Genomic DNA, 14972 nt, shown 5'->3' with positions numbered 1-14972 from the left:
TCTCTTCTTTCATTGATTTCTTCTTTCACTGATCTCTTCTTTCGCTGATCTTTTCTTTCGCTGATCTCTTCCTTCGCTGATCTTCCCGAGCGCTTCCGCCAGCAGCCGGTTCTCCTCATGCAGCCTTACTGCTGTGCGATACCAGCCTTTTCCAAGTCCGCGGTAATTCCCGCAGTCACGGATCAGGATCCCCTGCTCTTTCAGTCCTTCCGCCAGATCTATACTGCTGTACATCAGGATAAAGTTCGCCTCCGAGGGGATCACCCGGAACCCCATCTCTCTCAGCTCTTGTTCCAGCCATTCCCTCTCTGCCCGGATCAGGATCCTCGTCTTCTCCACTTTAAGGTCTTCTGCTTCTGACAGGGCGGCGATCCCCGCCTCCTGGGCCGGGATAGAGACGCTCCACGGCTGACGCACTCTGCACAGCCGTTCCAGCAGCTCTGTGTCCGATGTGATCCCATATCCCAGGCGCAGTCCCGGGATGGCATGCATCTTGGTAAAAGCCCGTACTACAAAGAGCTGTGGGCAGTTTTCTGCCTCTCCCTCCGCGTAAAACGCTTTTTCCCGGTCGGCGAATTCGATAAAGCACTCATCCAACACGAGCCGGATCTTCTTCTCCCCGCACCGCCGGATGATCCTGCGCAGGAGATCCTCCGGGATCACCTGCCCCGCAGGGTTCGAAGGAGAGCAGAGGAACACCAGATCCAGATCTTCTGTCAGCTTCTCCAGGAACCGTTCTGTGAGCCGGAAATTTTCTTTCTCTTCTGTCTGATAATAACGGATCTGACAGTCCACAGTGCGCAGCGCCTGCTCATACTCCGAAAAGGCAGGGACCGGGATCAGCGCCTTTTTCGGTCTTTCCGCAGTCACAAGAGAGAAGAACAGATCCGCCGCCCCGTTTCCCGGCAGGATATATTCCTGTGGGACACCCAGTTTTGCCGCCAAAGCCTCCCTCAGGGCGCGGCACTGGCTGTCCGGGTAGGCGCAGCACTTATCGATCCCCCGCTTTGCCGCCTCGAGCACGGCTTCCGACGGCCCGAAAGGATTGACATTGACTGAGAAATCCAGCATGCCCTTATATGTATAGATATCTCCTCCGTGCCCGTATTCCATGTCTGTCTCCTTTCCGGCTCCTTTCTGTGTCCTTCCTCTCTCTTTCCTGCCCGGCTTGCCGCTGTCTCCTCAGCCGGCCCTTCCGTCTTTCTCAGCCTTTCCCAGCCTTTCATGGCTTTTCGCACGCTGCCTTTTTCGGGAGCACGGCTCAGGCCAGGACCAGGGCAAGCGCAAGCCGGATCCCGCCGCACAGGAGAAAGGTCAGCAATTCCGTGGCGTACATCAGCCTTCCCGTCCTCAGGATATCCTCCGGCTCGATCCCGCGTCTGGCGTCCCCGATGAATTCTTTTTTATAAACTTTCCCGAAATATACCGCATCTCCTGCAAGCTGCACACCCAGCGCGCCTGCGCACACGGACTCGGTCTGCGCCGCGTTGGGGCTGGCATGTTTCCGCCTGTCCCGGCGCCAGATCTTCCACGCGTTCTTCCCGTCCAGCCCGGTGAGGAATGCGGCTGCGGTCATAAGAAGCGCTGTGACCCGGGCGGGGATGTAGTTGAACACATCGTCCATCTTTGCCGGGAGCCTCCCGAACCGGATGTATCTGTCATTTTTATAGCCAAGCATGGAGTCCATGGTATTCACTGCCTTGTAAAGGAATCCCAGCGGGGCTCCGCCGATCAGCAGGTAAAAAAGCGGCGCGGTCACTCCGTCAGAAGTATTCTCAGCCACTGTCTCCACGGCGGCTTTCGTGACGCCTTCCTCTGTGAGATTTTCTGTGTCCCTTCCTACGATCATGGATACGGCTTTTCTCGCACCCGGAAGGTCTCCCTCCTTCAGCTTCCCGTACACCTTCCGGCTCTCGGCGGACAGGCATCTCGCCGCCAGGATCTGAAAGCACCAGAATGTCTCCAGCAGGAACCAGAGCACCGGATGGATATTCCCGGCAAGAAAGAGCAGGACAAACGGGACCAGAAACGCCAGCAGGGCAGTCGTCACCCAGAGCACGCCCCCCGCTGCCACGAGATGGGAGCCGCACACTTTCCTCAACTGCCGCTCCGCCCATGAGATCCAGTTCCCGATGAGCCGCACCGGATGGTACAGCCAGACCGGATCCCCGAACAGAAGATCCAAAAGTAAGCCTGCCCCGCAGGCTGCAAGTGACATCAGCATCTTTCCTTCTCCTCCATCCTGTTCTTCCTGTCCTTTCACCCGATCTGCCGGATGTGCCGCAGGACCTCTGTCCCGCTCTTCCATTCCTCTTCATCTGCCTCTGCAAGATATCCGCATCCATTCCCTGCCTGCCAGTCATAAAAGGAATGCTCTCCCTCTGCCATCCGGGAGAGTGCCGCCATGATCGTGCCGCCGTGGACCACAAATGCTGCCCGGTCCACCCCCTCTTCGATCCAGCGACGGATCCATTTCCTCACACCCAGTTCACACCGGGCACGGAAGTCCTCCTGGGACTCCCCTTCCGGGAATGCGGTCATGCCGCCGGATTCCATCCAGCGGATATAGTCAGGCTCGTCTTTCAGGTCTTCATAGGTCTTCCCCTCGAATCTCCCGAAATCACATTCCCTCAGCAGAGGATCCGTCTGCACCGTCACCTCCGGCCAGATCAGCTCCGCGGTCTGCTGACACCGCCTCATAGGGCTTGCCGCCAGGCATTGGATCCTGGGATAAGGCACTGCCGCCGGTCCGCCCTGCTGTTCCCGGAAGGCGCTGACCGCACAGCCAGACAGAGATTCGTCTGTTCTCCCGATGTACTGCCTCTTTTCATTCCCCGGCGTGGCCAGATGCCGGATCAAGATCACTTCCATAAGCATCCTCCTCCAAGGATCAGGGCTGCCAGTATGGCGAGCTCGCATATCTGGAGAAAATATCCCGCCAGATCCCCCGTGGTCCCTCCGAACTGCTTCCGGCTGAGGCAGAAATAATGCAGAAATACAAGGAGCGCCGCCCCAAGGGCAATGCCTCCCGGTATAGGAGCCAGACAGACCATCCCCGCGCCGCATGCCGCTGCCCAGAGGATCAGCACGATCCGCACCCTTCTCCTCTGCGCCCCGTCCTGAAAGGTGCGCAAAAGCCCGCTGTTCTTCGCCGCCCGGAAGCTCACCACAGAAATCCCGCTTAAAGATCTGGAGAGCGGAAACATCAGAGCCGCCGCCGGAAGGACAGAGAGATCCGCCTCGCTCCAGAGTGCGGCATTTATAAGGAAGTATGCGCACAGCCAGATCACGGCAAACGCCCCGGTGTGCGGATCCTTCAGGATCTCCAGCTTTTTCTCCCGGTCCCCGTAGGAACTGAGCGCATCCATGGTATCCGCGAATCCGTCCAGATGGATCCCGCCTGTCACCAGCACAGGGATCATGGTCATGACCGCAGCGAAAAAGAGACTGCCGCAGTCAGTCCAGGTCAGGAGCGCATATCCCGCGGCATACTCCAGAGCACCTGTCACCACGCCTGCCACCGGGAAAAAACACATCGCATACTTCATATTTTTTTCATTCCAGTCCACTGTGGGGACAGGGATTTTCGAATACATGGACAGTGCCACTGCCAGGGAACCAAAAAACCGCATCTTCCTTCTCCTGCCTTTCTGTGATCCTTCCTGCTCTGTCAGTTCAGCTCTTCGTACTGCTCTACCCGGATCTCTTCAAACGTACTCATCCGGTTATACACTTCCAACCCCATCTCAAGGAGCGGAAGCACTGCCACCGCGCCGCTCCCCTCGCCCAGGGACATGCCGCAGTCGATGAACGGGGAGAGTCCCAGCGCCTCCAGCACCATGCCGCCCGCCGGTTCATTGGAGCGGTGCGACGGCATCATGTAATCCCCACAATCCGGCGCTATGCGCGCCGCGCAGAGTGCTGCCGCCGAAGAGATAAAGCCGTCGATAACAATGGGGATATGGCAGACAGCGCCCCCGAGAAATACCCCGGCAAGCCCCGCGATATCCAGACCACCCACTTTTGCCAGTACGTCCACGGCATCCGCCGGATCCGGCGCATTAAACCGAACTGCCCTGCGGATGGCATCCACCTTCCGGCGCAGCCCCTCTGTGGTAAGTCCGGCGCCTCTCCCGGTCACTTCCTCCGGATCCCGCCCCAGGAGCACAGATACCACCGCACTGCTCGTGGTCGTATTCCCGATGCCCATCTCGCCGGTGGCAATGATATCATAGCCCTTCTCCGACAGCTCCTGCACTAGCCGGATCCCCGTCAGGATCGCCCGCTCCGCTTCTTCCCGGGTCATCGCAGGCTCCCGGGCCATGTTCTTCGTGCCATATGCCACCTTGTATTCGGGTCTGGTCACATGATCCACATCCCGGGCAACGCCGATGTCCACGGGGAAGAGGTCCACGCCCGCCACCTCTGACATGAAACAGACGCTTGCCGCCTTTTTCGTAAAATTCTCTGTCACAATGGCAGTCACTTCCTGCCCGGTCTGAGTCACTCCTTCTTCCACGACCCCATTGTCCGCGCACAGGATCACAAGCGCCTTTTTCTCCAGCGTATATGAGGAAGTCCCTTTGATCCCCGCCATGCGGATCACCGCGTCCTCCAGTCTGCCCAGGCTGAACAGAGGTTTCCCCACGGTCCTCCATCTGGCCCTGGCCTCTTCCATGCTTTTCCGGTCAGCGGGCCGGATCTTCTTCAATATTTCTTCCAGCTTCATCTTACCTTCCTCCTGCTGTACTGTCCTTTCTCCACTCTGCGCACCGCCTGACGAACCGCTCTGCAAAGACAGGCAGGGACGGCAGATACAGGTGGGGATATCCGGCAAAAAGATTCCCTTCCATGTGGATACATTCCCAGCTCCTGCGCCCGTCCGGCTTTACCGCCCGGCACGCATGTCCGCTGTCCGTACTGTCCCAGTAGTGGAACTCATGCCCACGGATCGTCTCTCCCGGCTGGAGATAGCTCCCGCTCTGAGCCTGCTGCCTGTCCGCCGCAGTCACATTGATGTACCCGAAGCGGACCAGCTTCCCGGCGGCAAACGCCCTGCCGGGAATGACGCCTGCCATAGGGTATGGATTCCCTTCTCCATCCTCCATCTCATCATGCAGGTACATAAATCCTCCGCACTCGGCAAGGCAGGGCATGCCGGACCGGACCGCCTCCCGGATCATTTCCCGCATCCTTCGGTTTTCGGATAGCTGCCTGGCATAAAGCTCCGGGTATCCTCCCCCTAAGATCAGCCCGTCCAGCCCTTCCGGGAGCGCCGGATCAGACAGCGGGCTGAAAGGGATGAGCCTGCACCCCATGTTTTCAAGCAGCTCCATGTTCTCTTTATAGTAAAAGCAGAACGCCCTGTCCCTTGCCACGCCGATGCGGACCACCCTGCCGGGGAAAGTCTTTGCTCCTGCCTTCTCTTTCTCTTCTCCGCCGGAAGCCGCCCCGCCTGATATGCCTGGGCCGGCCCCTTCTTCCGCAATACGGAGAACCAGATCCAGATCCACGGTCCGGGAAAGGATCTCCCCCGCCCGGCTGAGCTGTCCCTTCAGCCCTTCCATCTCCTGGGGCGTGACCAGCCCGAGGTGCCTGCTCTCCAGGACAAAGGCCTCATCTTCCGGCACATATCCCACCACCGGGATCTCATGCCCCATGGCCTTCAGCTCCCTTTCCAGCATCTCCTTCAGGCGCGGATAGAGCATCCCGGATACCCGGTTCAGAAGGATCCCCCGGATCCGGCTGTCCGGGCGGTATCCGATCATACCCTTTATGACCGCCGCAAGGGAGAGGGACGCTCCTCTGCCGGGAAGCACCAGGAGCACCGGGAGCCCCAGCGTCCGGGACACATCGTAGGAGCTTGCCGCATCCGAATCCATGGACATGCCGTCATAATATCCCATGACGCCCTCTGTCACGGCAAGGTCTGCGCCGGATAGGTGCGACTCATATCCTTCCCTAAGCTCATCCCCGGATGAAAAGAACAGATCCAGGTTCCGGGAGTCCACCCCCAGCACTTCCCTGTGGAACATGGGATCGATATAGTCAGGGCCGCACTTGCACGCCCTTACCGTAAGCCCTCTCTTCGTGAAAGCCGCCATGAGCGCGCATGCTGCCGCTGTCTTGCCGCTGCCGCTTGCCGGGGCGGCGATGAGTATTCCCGGGACATGCATCAGACGTCACTCCTTCCTCCTGCTGAGATGATATACACCGGATTCTGTCCGGTCATCATATGGTATCTGCCCAGTTTCCGCGAACGCGACGCCATGATCTGGGTGATCTGCGCGTCTCTGAGCAGCCCTTCCTCCGCCGCCTCCATGGCCTCGCTCACTGTCTCCAGAGAGATGGCATTGACGACGATCCGGACCTTCGGTGATCTTTCAAGAACGGTCCGCAGGATGTCCTTGAGATTTCCCGAACTTCCTCCGATGAACACATGGGTGGGCGCTTCCAGATCTTCCAGCGCCTCCGGCGCCTTTCCACTCACGATGCGGATCCCGTCTGTTCGGAATTTCTTCCGGTTCTGGCAGATCAGGGAGACTGCCTCCGGGTTCTTTTCCACCGCGTAGACCCGGATGCCTGTCCCTGACAGCGCTGCCTCCACGGACACAGAACCCGTGCCTGCCCCGATGTCATAGACCACCGCATTCTCCGTAAGTCTCAGCGCGGCGATACTGACCGCCCGCACTTCCTCTTTTGTCATGGGTACATTTCCCCGGATAAACTCCTCGTCAGGCACATGACAGCAGGCGGAGAGATCCGGGGAAGGATTTTCCGCCAGGACTACGCTCAGCCCGTCCAGATCTGTCTCCCCAAACTCCTGTACCGCGCCTGAAATGACCCGCTCATCCGGGTAGGAAAGCCGGGTGCCCACATGGAGAATAATCTCATCCATCCCGTACTCTCTCAGACGCTCCAGCGCCCGTCTCCCCGCGTCTTTCCCGCCCAGAAGGAGAAAGGTCTTCCGGTTCCGGCTGACCGTCTGTATGAAATCTTCTTCTCTTCCGTGAAGGCTGACAAGCGCCGCATCCTCCCAGGTCGTCTTAAATCTCGCCGCCAGGTATACTGCGGAAGCGATCCCGGGCACCATCTGTACCTCACATCCCGGCATCTCCTTCCCCAGCAGATCCGACAGACCCTTTGCCCCGCTGTGGAATCCCGTGTCCCCGGAGAAGAGCACCGCGACATTCCTGTACTCGGGGTGCAGCCGGAGATGTGAAAGGATCTGATCTCCCCGGTACTCAGCAAGCATGGGCTTCCCTTCCGCTGCCTCCATCCCCCGGACCGCATCCAGCATCCGTTCTGCGCCGATGAGGCAGTCCGCATTCCCGACCGCTTCCTCAGCCTGGGCGGTCATTGTCATCTTTGTCCCCATTCCGATCCCTACGAGAGAGAGCTTCTGTCTTTTTTCACACATCTTTATATCCTCTCGGCGTGACCATGCGCCCGTTTAACTCCATGGTCTTTGAATTCCCGATAAAAACTGTGGAAAACATGTCCACCTTCGTATCTTTTAACTGCTCCAGTGTCAGGATCCGGCAGGACTCGCCGTCCCGCCCGATATTGCGGGCGATGCCGCACACGGTCTTCGGGTCTCTTGACTCCAGGATCATGCCGCACGCCTTCTCCAGATAATCCGATCGCTTCCTGCTGGACGGATTGTACAGGCAGATGACAAAATCCGCCTCCGCCGCCGCGCGCAGACGCTTCTCGATGGTCTCCCATGGCGTCAGCAGGTCGCTCAAACTGATCACCGCGAAATCATGCATCAGAGGCGCTCCCAGGATCGCCGCCCCGCCGGACGCCGCTGTGATCCCGGGCACGATCTCGATCTCCACCTGGGGATAGTCCTTCCCGATCTCGCAGATCAGCCCGGCCATGCCGTAGACGCCTGCGTCCCCGCTGCACACCATTGCCACGTCCTGTCCTTTTTCTGCCTCTTCAAAAGCCATGCGGCACCGGTCCGCCTCCCTGCGCATGGGAGTGCTTAAGTACTGCTTGTCCGGGAACTGGTCCCGGATCAGGTCAATATACACCGTATACCCGATGATCACCGGGCAGTGCTCCAGCACGTCCCTGGCGCGGATCGTCATCTGGTCTTTTGCCCCCGGCCCCAGCCCGGTCACATAAATCTTGCTCATTGCTGTCCTTCCTTTCTCTGATCCCCGTCCGGGACTGCCGACGCCTGGCGGAACTCTGTCGTAAAAGCCGGATCATAGAGCTTCGAGCGCTCATACTCTCCTTCCAGGATCCGCCCCACCACGATCAGGGCGGTCTTTGTCACGCCTTCCTCCCGGGCAGTCTCCTCAAGCGTCTCCACCGTACACCGCAGCACCTTCTCCTCAGGCCAGGTTGCCTTGTACACGATGGCAGCCGGAGTGTCCGCCGGATAACCTCCCCGGATCAGTTCTGCCGAAAGTTCTTTTAACATTCCGGTGCTTAAGAAGACTACCATGGTCGCCTGATGTGCGGCGAAAGATGCGATAGACTCTTTCTCCGGCACCGGGGTGCGGCCTGCCATCCTGGTGATCACCACAGACTGGGAGATCCCGGGAAGCGTGTACTCCGCCCCCAGCGCTGCCGCCGCGCCGCAGAAGGAGCTCACCCCCGGGCAGACTTCATACGGGATCCCCTGTGCTTCCAGCGCGTCCATCTGCTCCCGGATAGCTCCATAGAGACAGGGGTCCCCCGTATGCAGACGGACGACCCGCTTTCTCTCCCGTTCTCCTTCGGTCATCACGTCCAGCACTTCCTCCAGTGTCATCTTCGCGCTGTTGTACACCTGACAGTCTTCCCTGCAAAGAGAGAGAAGCCCGGGATTCACCAGCGATCCCGCATATACAACGATATCCGCGTCCTGTAAAAGCCGCTGTCCCCGCACGGTGATCAGGTCCTCCGCCCCGGGACCCGCGCCCACAAATGTGATCATCTCTTTTCTCCTCCTTTTCCCTCTTTCACGATAAGCAGTGAGTAATACCCCGCCTGCTCCGGGATCTCTTCCGAACTGTTAAATATCTGCTCATCTTCCATGCCGCAGTTCTGGACCATCTTTGCGTCCATCTTTCTCTCCACAAGGATCTTCTTAACTTCCGGCATCTTTCTCCCTGCTTTCATGAGGATCTTCGTCCCCGGGAGGCGCAGGCTTTCCTCGATCCCGTAGGAAGCAGGCAGGATATGGATCTCCTCCCTGTTCTCCGCCAGCGGCATGTCGAGCCGCGCCGCCGCCGCGCAGAACGACGGTATCCCCGGCACGAGCGCTGTTGGATACCCGGCCCGCGCAAGCCTTTTATGTACATACATACAGGTGGAATATACGGTCGGGTCCCCCAGGGTCAGGAACACGATATTCCTTCCCTCATCTAAGAGCTCTGCCGCTGCCGAGGCGTCCCTGTCATGGATCTCTTTCAGGACCGCCTTGTCCTTGATCATCGGCATGGGGAGAAAAAGCTTTGGCTTTGACGCAAGTTCAGGGACCGCCCGGAGCGCGATCTGGTATGCGGCACATTTTTCCAGATAAGCCGCACAGGAGCTGTCAGATGATAAACGCTCAGCCTCCTCACAGACCGGACCTGTCAGGCCCGGATCCGATACCGGCACTGCCGCCACATGGCACTCCCGGATCAGCCTTACCGCCTTTAATGTCAGCAGTTCCGGATCTCCCGGTCCCACTCCGATTCCCGTAAATGTTCCACGCATGATTTCCATTCCTTTCCTGTGTGATCTTGTCACAGTCTCACTGTATCTGTCTCTTTTGATGCTCTTTTCACGCTTCCGGGCGCGTTTTCTGCCGCGTTTCTGAGCACGCTTTCTGTCTCGTTTCTGAGCGCCCGCGGCGGATCTGTTCCAGCAGTACATCTGCCTCTTCCGTCTTTCCCAGGATCCCGTCTTCTGTTGAGAACATGACCGCTCCCACAGACAGTTCTTTCCCTGCCCGTCCTGTGAGCACATCCCGGATCCTCTGCATCACGGTATCCATGACCGGTGACAGGAGATTTCTCTCTTTTAGGATCCGGACCGCCTCTGTAGTATTGATGCATCCCATGATCTGTGTCACGGTATCCCGGTCCGCCCCTGCCATCGCCGCGTGGGATGCCAGAACTTCCATCCGGCAGTCCGCCTGCCGGGAGTGGGTATTCATCACCCCTGCCGCCAGCTTCACCAGTTTCCCCACATGCCCGACCAGCAGGATCCCCTTCATGCCCAGCATGGACGCATCATCAATGGTCTCTCCGATGTAATTGCTGCATTTCACTGCCAGGGACAGATCCATGTCCATCTTCTCCTTAAGGAAAGCGCTCCCATAATTTCCCGGAGTCACGATGCAGTAGTCGTGCCCGTTCTCCTTTAACACCTGCATTTCCAGACAGATCGTATCTGTCAGCGCCTTCTCGCTCATTGGTTCCACGATCCCTGTGGTCCCCAGGATGGACAGGCCTCCCAGGATCCCAAGCCTCGGGTTAAAAGTCTTTTCCGCGACCCGATCCCCGCCGGGAATGGTGAGCGTCACATGGACGCCCCCGCTGTATCCGTATTTATCGCAGATCTCCCGGACCGCTTCCCGGATCATCTGTCTGGGGATCTTATTTACCGCGGCTGCTCCCACCGGCTGCTCCAGCCCCGGGCGGGTAACGCGTCCTATTCCCTCGCCGCCGCTGATGCGGATCCTGTCTTCCTGTTCTGATCCTGAGAGCGCCTGGGACAGCTCTTCCGGCCCTTCTTTCTTTACTTCCGCGCAGACGAGCAGTCTGTCCGTCACGTCCGGGTCATCCCCACTGTACTTCCTCACCCCGCAGCGCACAGATCCGGGACCCCGGCGGATCTCCTCCACGTCGAGATACAGCTCGATCCCCTTCGGGGTCATCAGGCGCACCTGCCGGACCTCATCGCCGGAAAGGAGCATCTGCACCCCCGCCTTTGCCGCTGCCGCTGCGCAGCTCCCGGTCGTGAACCCCAGCCTCAGCCCGGAACGTGTCCTCCCGATCTCATATTCTTTTCGCCTGCCGGGCGTCCTGCCCTGATCTTCCGCTGTTTCTTTTCCCATGCTCTCACTCCGCTGTCCGTGGATCTTTCTCACTGTCTTTGAACCTTTTACTGTCTGTAGATTTTCTTCGCTGTCCGGGAGCTTTCCTGCTGTTCTATGCAAGTACCTCCCGGATATGTTCCTCAAAGATCCTGCGGATCCCTTTCAGTTCTCCCAGCCCTTTCAGGATCACGCGCACTTCATACCCTGCATTCTCCATCTCGCTCTTCCAGGAGTCTTCCTCGCCCGCCATATCATTTTTCGCATGGTCTCCGGCGACCATCATAAAGGGCATGAGGGCCACCTTCCGCGCGCCGCAGATCCTGAGCTTTGTCATCACATTGCTCAGGTCCGGGAAGTTTTCCACTGTCCCCACAAGCACCCTGCTGTACCCCAGCGCGTGGAAAGTATACTCCAGCATGGGATATGCCGCATTGGCATGGTGGTCCGTCCCGTGCCCCATCAGGGCAAGGACTTCATCTGACGCCAGCTCTGTCTCAGCCATCACCGCATGCGCTGCTTTTTTGTAGTCATCCGCGCTGCTCAGGAGAGGTTTTCCCACGCGGATCCATTCAAAACGTCCTTCCAGCTTTTTGATCTCATCCAGCATCCGGTCATTTTCGATCCCGTTGATGATGTGAGTGGGCTGGATGACCACGCGCCGGATTCCGTCTGCCGCCATCCGCTCCAGAGCCTCTTCCACTGTGTCGATCGCGATGCCTTCTTCCTTTTTCAGTTTCCGAAGGATCATCCGGCTCGTAAACGCGCGGTAAACTTTATATTCCGGGAATGCTTCCGCGATCCCTTCTTCCATTGCCTGTATGGTCTTTTCCATGGTATCCAGATGGCTGGTCCCAAAACTGACCACAAGAATCCCTTTTTTCATCCTGAAATCCTCCTCTCCAGATCTTCTATCGTCTTCGGCGGCTCTCCCGCCGGATCAATGACGCCCTTCTGCACCAGCCCCCGGTACAGGCGCATCACCGCAGGCTGTTCCAGATTTGCCTGTTCCATGGCTTCTGCATCCCCGCAGACTTCCCGGGGCGTCCCCTGCCGGAGCACTTTCCCCTCATGAAGGAGCACGATCTCATCCGCCCACGCAAAGGCATAGTCCACATCGTGGGTGGCCATGAGTATGGTCATCCCGCCCTCTGAGAGCTGTCCGATGATGGAACGCACCAGTTTTCGGTGTTTCGGGTCCAGGGACGATGCCGGCTCATCCAGGATCAGTACCTCCGGGTGCATGACAAGGATGTCCGCAATGGACACCAGCTTCTTCTGTCCTCCGCTCAGGGCATGCGCCGGACGGTCGCGGAAGGAAGTGATCCCCAGCTTTTCGATCACTTCCTCCACCTCTTTCCTGGCGCTCTCCTCGTCCACCCCAAGGTTCAGTATCCCGAAAGAGATCTCCTGGAACACGCTTGCCGAAAAGAGCTGGTCGTCCGGCTCCTGGAAGACGATCCCCACTTTCCGCCTAACATCCAGAAGACCTTTTCTCGTATATTCCACAGGTCTTCCGCTGATCAGCATCCTCCCCTCCTGGGGCTTAAGGATCCCGTTCATGCAGAGAAACAGGGTAGACTTTCCCGACCCATTGCCTCCCATGAAGGCGATCTTCCTGCCCCTGCCAAGCTTCAGGCTGATCCCGTCAAGCGCCTTCTTTTCATTTCCTTCATAGGTGTAGGAGAGCTGTTCTGCCTCCACGACCCATTCTTTCTCTTCCATCATCTTATCCAGCTCCATATTACCATTCCCAGCAGGACCGCCTCATATCCCGCGATACAGAGGATCTCCTTTTTCTCTGCCGGGCGTTCTTCTGAAAGTACCTTAAGCTCCCCGTCATAGCACCTCGCCTCCATGGCATCGTACAGAACTCCTGACCTTTTTATCGAACGGACAAGGAGCGCGCTCCCCATGCTCCCAAAGGACCGGAGCCTTGTCCGGTAATCCCGGCTGCCCAGCCGTGAATTCTGTGAAGTAATGATCGCGGACGCCGTCTCCATCAGAAGGAAGATAAACCGGTAGATCAGCATCATCAACTCTATGACAAGTCCCGGGATATGCAGCTTTTTCAACACTCCCAGGATATCTGTCATGACCGTGGTCAGTGACAGAAAATACAGACAGGTCACCGCTGCAAACGCCTTGCCGCAGAGCCGGAGCGCCTCCCGTACAGAGGCAGAACTCCCTGTAAGATACCATTCTCCCAGCGGAAACGCGAATGCATCCAGTGGAGTTCTGGACAGGTTCACCACCAGCGCGATCGTGCTTACCAGCAGAAACGCGGCCGGGATCAGGAGCAGCTTTCCATACCGGGCAAAAGGGATCCCCCCTTTTGCCACGGTCAGCCAGACATTGACAAAAAACACCACAGCCGCTGTCAATACAGAGCGGCTGATCACGCACAGGATCAGAGTAAGAACGGCATACACGAACTTCTCTGACGCGTTTACATATCTGAATTTTGACTGGTAACAAAGTTTGTCAATAACGATCATTGCTTTCCTTTCCTGTCGTCTGCGTTTTCCAGTCCGGTGGCTTTCTGCCACTTCCTGCGCTCGGTAAAGCGCCCCATGAAAAACGCGATGATCCCCACTCCGATACCGGTCTGTATACAGAAGATCAGACTCTCCACCTCTCCTGGGAGTTCCCCGCCCAGAGCTGTCTCCAGGACCGGTGTGAACCATGGAGTATATTCGCCTTCGATCTCCTCGATCATCACGCTGCCCGCGTCATCCGAGCCCCCAAACTCAGCGTCCTTTAAGGCAAACAGCGGGATCGCCGCGATCAGCACCGCGATCACCAGGAGAACGATAACAGTCTTCGTATTTTTCGACATCTTACTCCGCCTCCTTTCCCTTCAGGAAGCCGATGTTCCTCAGCTCCGGCACGGCATAAGTCTCAAGCCCGATCACGATCACCACCGTAAGTATCCCTTCGATCACCGCAAGAGGTAACTGCGTCGGAGCGAACACGCCGAGGAACTTCACCGCGGACGCTGCCGTCCCTCCTACCTCTGACGGGTACGCAAGCGCGAGCTGGACTGATGTGACGCAATATGTAAAAATATCGCCCAGGAACGCTGCCAGAAATACGGAAACTCTGCGGTTTACATTCAGCTTCCCGCACAGCTTATAAATGCCGAACGCCACAAGGGGTCCTGCCACTGCCATGGAAAACGTATTTGCCCCCAGTGTAGTCAGACCTCCGTGCGCCAGCAGCACCGCCTGGAAGATCAGCACAATGATCCCCAGCACGCTGACAGCCGCCGGGCCGAATAATATCGCCCCAAGGCCTGTCCCCGTCATGTGGGAGCAGCTCCCGGTGACGGACGGGATCTTCAGCGATGAGATCACAAAGATAAACGCTCCTGACATTGCGATCAGTGTCAGGTTCCTCCGGTTTGTTTTTATTTTGTTCTTCAGGGAAATAAAGCCCGCGACCAGAAACGGCAGGCAGACGATCCCCCACGCAACACAGTAGGCTGCGGGCAGGTATCCCTCCATGATGTGCATCGCGTTTACTGTGGGCGCGATGGCAAACAGCAAGGCAAACACGATAGCTGCCTTTAACAGAATTTTTTCTCGCTTTGTCATATTCTCTCCTCTCCTTTTTACAGCTTTTCTGAAATATTTCCAGGCGCCGCAAAACAGGAAAGCAGTCTGCAGCATACACCCGGTCATATCCCCGTAACCTTCCAGATCCATTTAAAAGCGAATATTCTGGCTCAGGCATCAGCGCGTACACTCCGCCTTCCCACGGATCGCTCCGCAGTGGCCTCTGTCCCCGGGACAGAATGGAATGCCGCTCCGCCAATACAGCAACGGGTATTGCGCAGGATTCTCACCTGACTTCCTCGTACCTTCTAAATGTATGCCGGATCTGGATATCTATGTGAAATGCCCCTGACCGGCGCTTTCTCCGCCGCGGCGCATGACACATCATATAA

Annotated in this window: 16 protein-coding genes and 1 riboswitch; all 16 genes read right to left on the bottom strand. The window is 57.8% G+C overall.

The window, feature by feature from the left end; genetic code table 11:
* Positions 1–9 precede the first annotated feature (9 nt).
* Complete coding sequence (locus tag B5G27_RS14255) at positions 10–1113, bottom strand: pyridoxal phosphate-dependent aminotransferase (RefSeq protein WP_164488456.1); 1104 nt, start codon at positions 1111–1113, stop codon at positions 10–12.
* 148 nt (positions 1114–1261) lie between these two features.
* Positions 1262–2221, bottom strand: coding sequence for an adenosylcobinamide-phosphate synthase CbiB (cbiB, locus tag B5G27_RS14250; RefSeq protein WP_087179537.1), 960 nt, complete (start codon positions 2219–2221; stop codon positions 1262–1264).
* Between the two features lie 38 nt (positions 2222–2259).
* Positions 2260–2871, bottom strand: a complete 612-nt coding sequence (locus B5G27_RS14245) for a histidine phosphatase family protein (protein WP_087179510.1) — start codon at positions 2869–2871, stop codon at positions 2260–2262.
* Entirely contained in the window at positions 2862–3632 is a 771-nt protein-coding gene (gene cobS / locus B5G27_RS14240) for an adenosylcobinamide-GDP ribazoletransferase (RefSeq protein ID WP_087179509.1), read from the bottom strand. The genes B5G27_RS14245 and cobS overlap by 10 nt, the downstream gene beginning before the upstream one ends.
* A 38-nt stretch (positions 3633–3670) precedes the next feature.
* Positions 3671–4729, bottom strand: a complete 1059-nt coding sequence (cobT, locus tag B5G27_RS14235; RefSeq protein WP_087179508.1) for a nicotinate-nucleotide--dimethylbenzimidazole phosphoribosyltransferase — start codon at positions 4727–4729, stop codon at positions 3671–3673.
* Between the two features lies 1 nt (position 4730).
* Positions 4731–6176, bottom strand: coding sequence for a cobyrinate a,c-diamide synthase (locus tag B5G27_RS14230; protein WP_087179507.1), 1446 nt, complete (start codon positions 6174–6176; stop codon positions 4731–4733).
* A complete protein-coding gene (gene cbiE / locus B5G27_RS14225) occupies positions 6176–7420 on the bottom strand; it encodes a precorrin-6y C5,15-methyltransferase (decarboxylating) subunit CbiE (protein WP_087179506.1) in 1245 nt (414 codons plus the stop codon). The genes B5G27_RS14230 and cbiE overlap by 1 nt, the downstream gene beginning before the upstream one ends.
* The gene (gene cobJ, locus B5G27_RS14220; RefSeq protein WP_087179505.1) at positions 7413–8144 is read right to left on the bottom strand and encodes a precorrin-3B C(17)-methyltransferase; all 732 of its coding nucleotides are present in this window, start codon (positions 8142–8144) and stop codon (positions 7413–7415) included. The genes cbiE and cobJ overlap by 8 nt, the downstream gene beginning before the upstream one ends.
* Positions 8141–8932: a precorrin-4 C(11)-methyltransferase gene (cobM, locus tag B5G27_RS14215; protein WP_087179504.1), complete on the bottom strand. Its 792-nt coding sequence runs from the start codon at positions 8930–8932 to the stop codon at positions 8141–8143. Before cobM ends, cobJ begins: the two co-directional genes overlap by 4 nt.
* Positions 8929–9699, bottom strand: a complete 771-nt coding sequence (gene cobI, locus B5G27_RS14210; RefSeq protein WP_087179536.1) for a precorrin-2 C(20)-methyltransferase — start codon at positions 9697–9699, stop codon at positions 8929–8931. Before cobI ends, cobM begins: the two co-directional genes overlap by 4 nt.
* 67 nt (positions 9700–9766) lie before the next feature.
* Positions 9767–11044, bottom strand: a complete 1278-nt coding sequence (gene cbiD / locus B5G27_RS14205; RefSeq protein ID WP_087179535.1) for a cobalt-precorrin-5B (C(1))-methyltransferase CbiD — start codon at positions 11042–11044, stop codon at positions 9767–9769.
* A gap of 94 nt (positions 11045–11138) precedes the next feature.
* Positions 11139–11909, bottom strand: a complete 771-nt coding sequence (locus tag B5G27_RS14200) for a sirohydrochlorin cobaltochelatase (protein WP_087179503.1) — start codon at positions 11907–11909, stop codon at positions 11139–11141.
* Positions 11906–12766 (bottom strand): energy-coupling factor ABC transporter ATP-binding protein, encoded by an 861-nt coding sequence (locus tag B5G27_RS14195; protein WP_087179502.1) that lies wholly within the window; start codon positions 12764–12766, stop codon positions 11906–11908. The genes B5G27_RS14200 and B5G27_RS14195 overlap by 4 nt, the downstream gene beginning before the upstream one ends.
* The gene (gene cbiQ / locus B5G27_RS14190) at positions 12748–13521 is read right to left on the bottom strand and encodes a cobalt ECF transporter T component CbiQ (protein ID WP_087179501.1); all 774 of its coding nucleotides are present in this window, start codon (positions 13519–13521) and stop codon (positions 12748–12750) included. Before cbiQ ends, B5G27_RS14195 begins: the two co-directional genes overlap by 19 nt.
* The gene (locus B5G27_RS14185; RefSeq protein ID WP_087179500.1) at positions 13518–13862 is read right to left on the bottom strand and encodes an energy-coupling factor ABC transporter substrate-binding protein; all 345 of its coding nucleotides are present in this window, start codon (positions 13860–13862) and stop codon (positions 13518–13520) included. The genes cbiQ and B5G27_RS14185 overlap by 4 nt, the downstream gene beginning before the upstream one ends.
* A 1-nt stretch (position 13863) precedes the next feature.
* Positions 13864–14619 carry an energy-coupling factor ABC transporter permease gene (locus tag B5G27_RS14180; protein ID WP_087179534.1) on the bottom strand — a complete coding sequence of 252 codons (756 nt, stop codon included), beginning with the start codon at positions 14617–14619 and terminating at the stop codon, positions 13864–13866.
* 99 nt (positions 14620–14718) lie between these two features.
* A riboswitch (cobalamin riboswitch) is annotated at positions 14719–14905 on the bottom strand.
* Between the last annotated feature and the right edge of the window lie 67 nt (positions 14906–14972).

The organism is Lachnoclostridium sp. An76 (assembly GCF_002161355.1).
Taxonomy (GTDB): Bacteria; Bacillota; Clostridia; order Lachnospirales; family Lachnospiraceae; genus Mediterraneibacter; species Mediterraneibacter caccavium.
Note: the sequence above shows the minus strand (reverse complement) of the source record. Positions and strands in the feature narration are given on the sequence as shown.

Coding starts and splice junctions, on each gene's coding strand:
- B5G27_RS14255 (WP_164488456.1), bottom strand. CDS start 1,113: ATGGAATACGGGCACGGAGGAGATATCTATACATATAAGGGCATGCTG.
- B5G27_RS14245 (WP_087179510.1), bottom strand. CDS start 2,871: ATGGAAGTGATCTTGATCCGGCATCTGGCCACGCCGGGGAATGAAAAG.
- cobS (WP_087179509.1), bottom strand. CDS start 3,632: ATGCGGTTTTTTGGTTCCCTGGCAGTGGCACTGTCCATGTATTCGAAA.
- cobT (WP_087179508.1), bottom strand. CDS start 4,729: ATGAAGCTGGAAGAAATATTGAAGAAGATCCGGCCCGCTGACCGGAAA.
- B5G27_RS14230 (WP_087179507.1), bottom strand. CDS start 6,176: ATGCATGTCCCGGGAATACTCATCGCCGCCCCGGCAAGCGGCAGCGGC.
- cbiE (WP_087179506.1), bottom strand. CDS start 7,420: ATGTGTGAAAAAAGACAGAAGCTCTCTCTCGTAGGGATCGGAATGGGG.
- cobJ (WP_087179505.1), bottom strand. CDS start 8,144: ATGAGCAAGATTTATGTGACCGGGCTGGGGCCGGGGGCAAAAGACCAG.
- cobM (WP_087179504.1), bottom strand. CDS start 8,932: ATGATCACATTTGTGGGCGCGGGTCCCGGGGCGGAGGACCTGATCACC.
- cobI (WP_087179536.1), bottom strand. CDS start 9,699: ATGCGTGGAACATTTACGGGAATCGGAGTGGGACCGGGAGATCCGGAA.
- cbiD (WP_087179535.1), bottom strand. CDS start 11,044: ATGGGAAAAGAAACAGCGGAAGATCAGGGCAGGACGCCCGGCAGGCGA.
- B5G27_RS14200 (WP_087179503.1), bottom strand. CDS start 11,909: ATGAAAAAAGGGATTCTTGTGGTCAGTTTTGGGACCAGCCATCTGGAT.
- B5G27_RS14195 (WP_087179502.1), bottom strand. CDS start 12,766: ATGGAGCTGGATAAGATGATGGAAGAGAAAGAATGGGTCGTGGAGGCA.
- cbiQ (WP_087179501.1), bottom strand. CDS start 13,521: ATGATCGTTATTGACAAACTTTGTTACCAGTCAAAATTCAGATATGTA.
- B5G27_RS14185 (WP_087179500.1), bottom strand. CDS start 13,862: ATGTCGAAAAATACGAAGACTGTTATCGTTCTCCTGGTGATCGCGGTG.
- B5G27_RS14180 (WP_087179534.1), bottom strand. CDS start 14,619: ATGACAAAGCGAGAAAAAATTCTGTTAAAGGCAGCTATCGTGTTTGCC.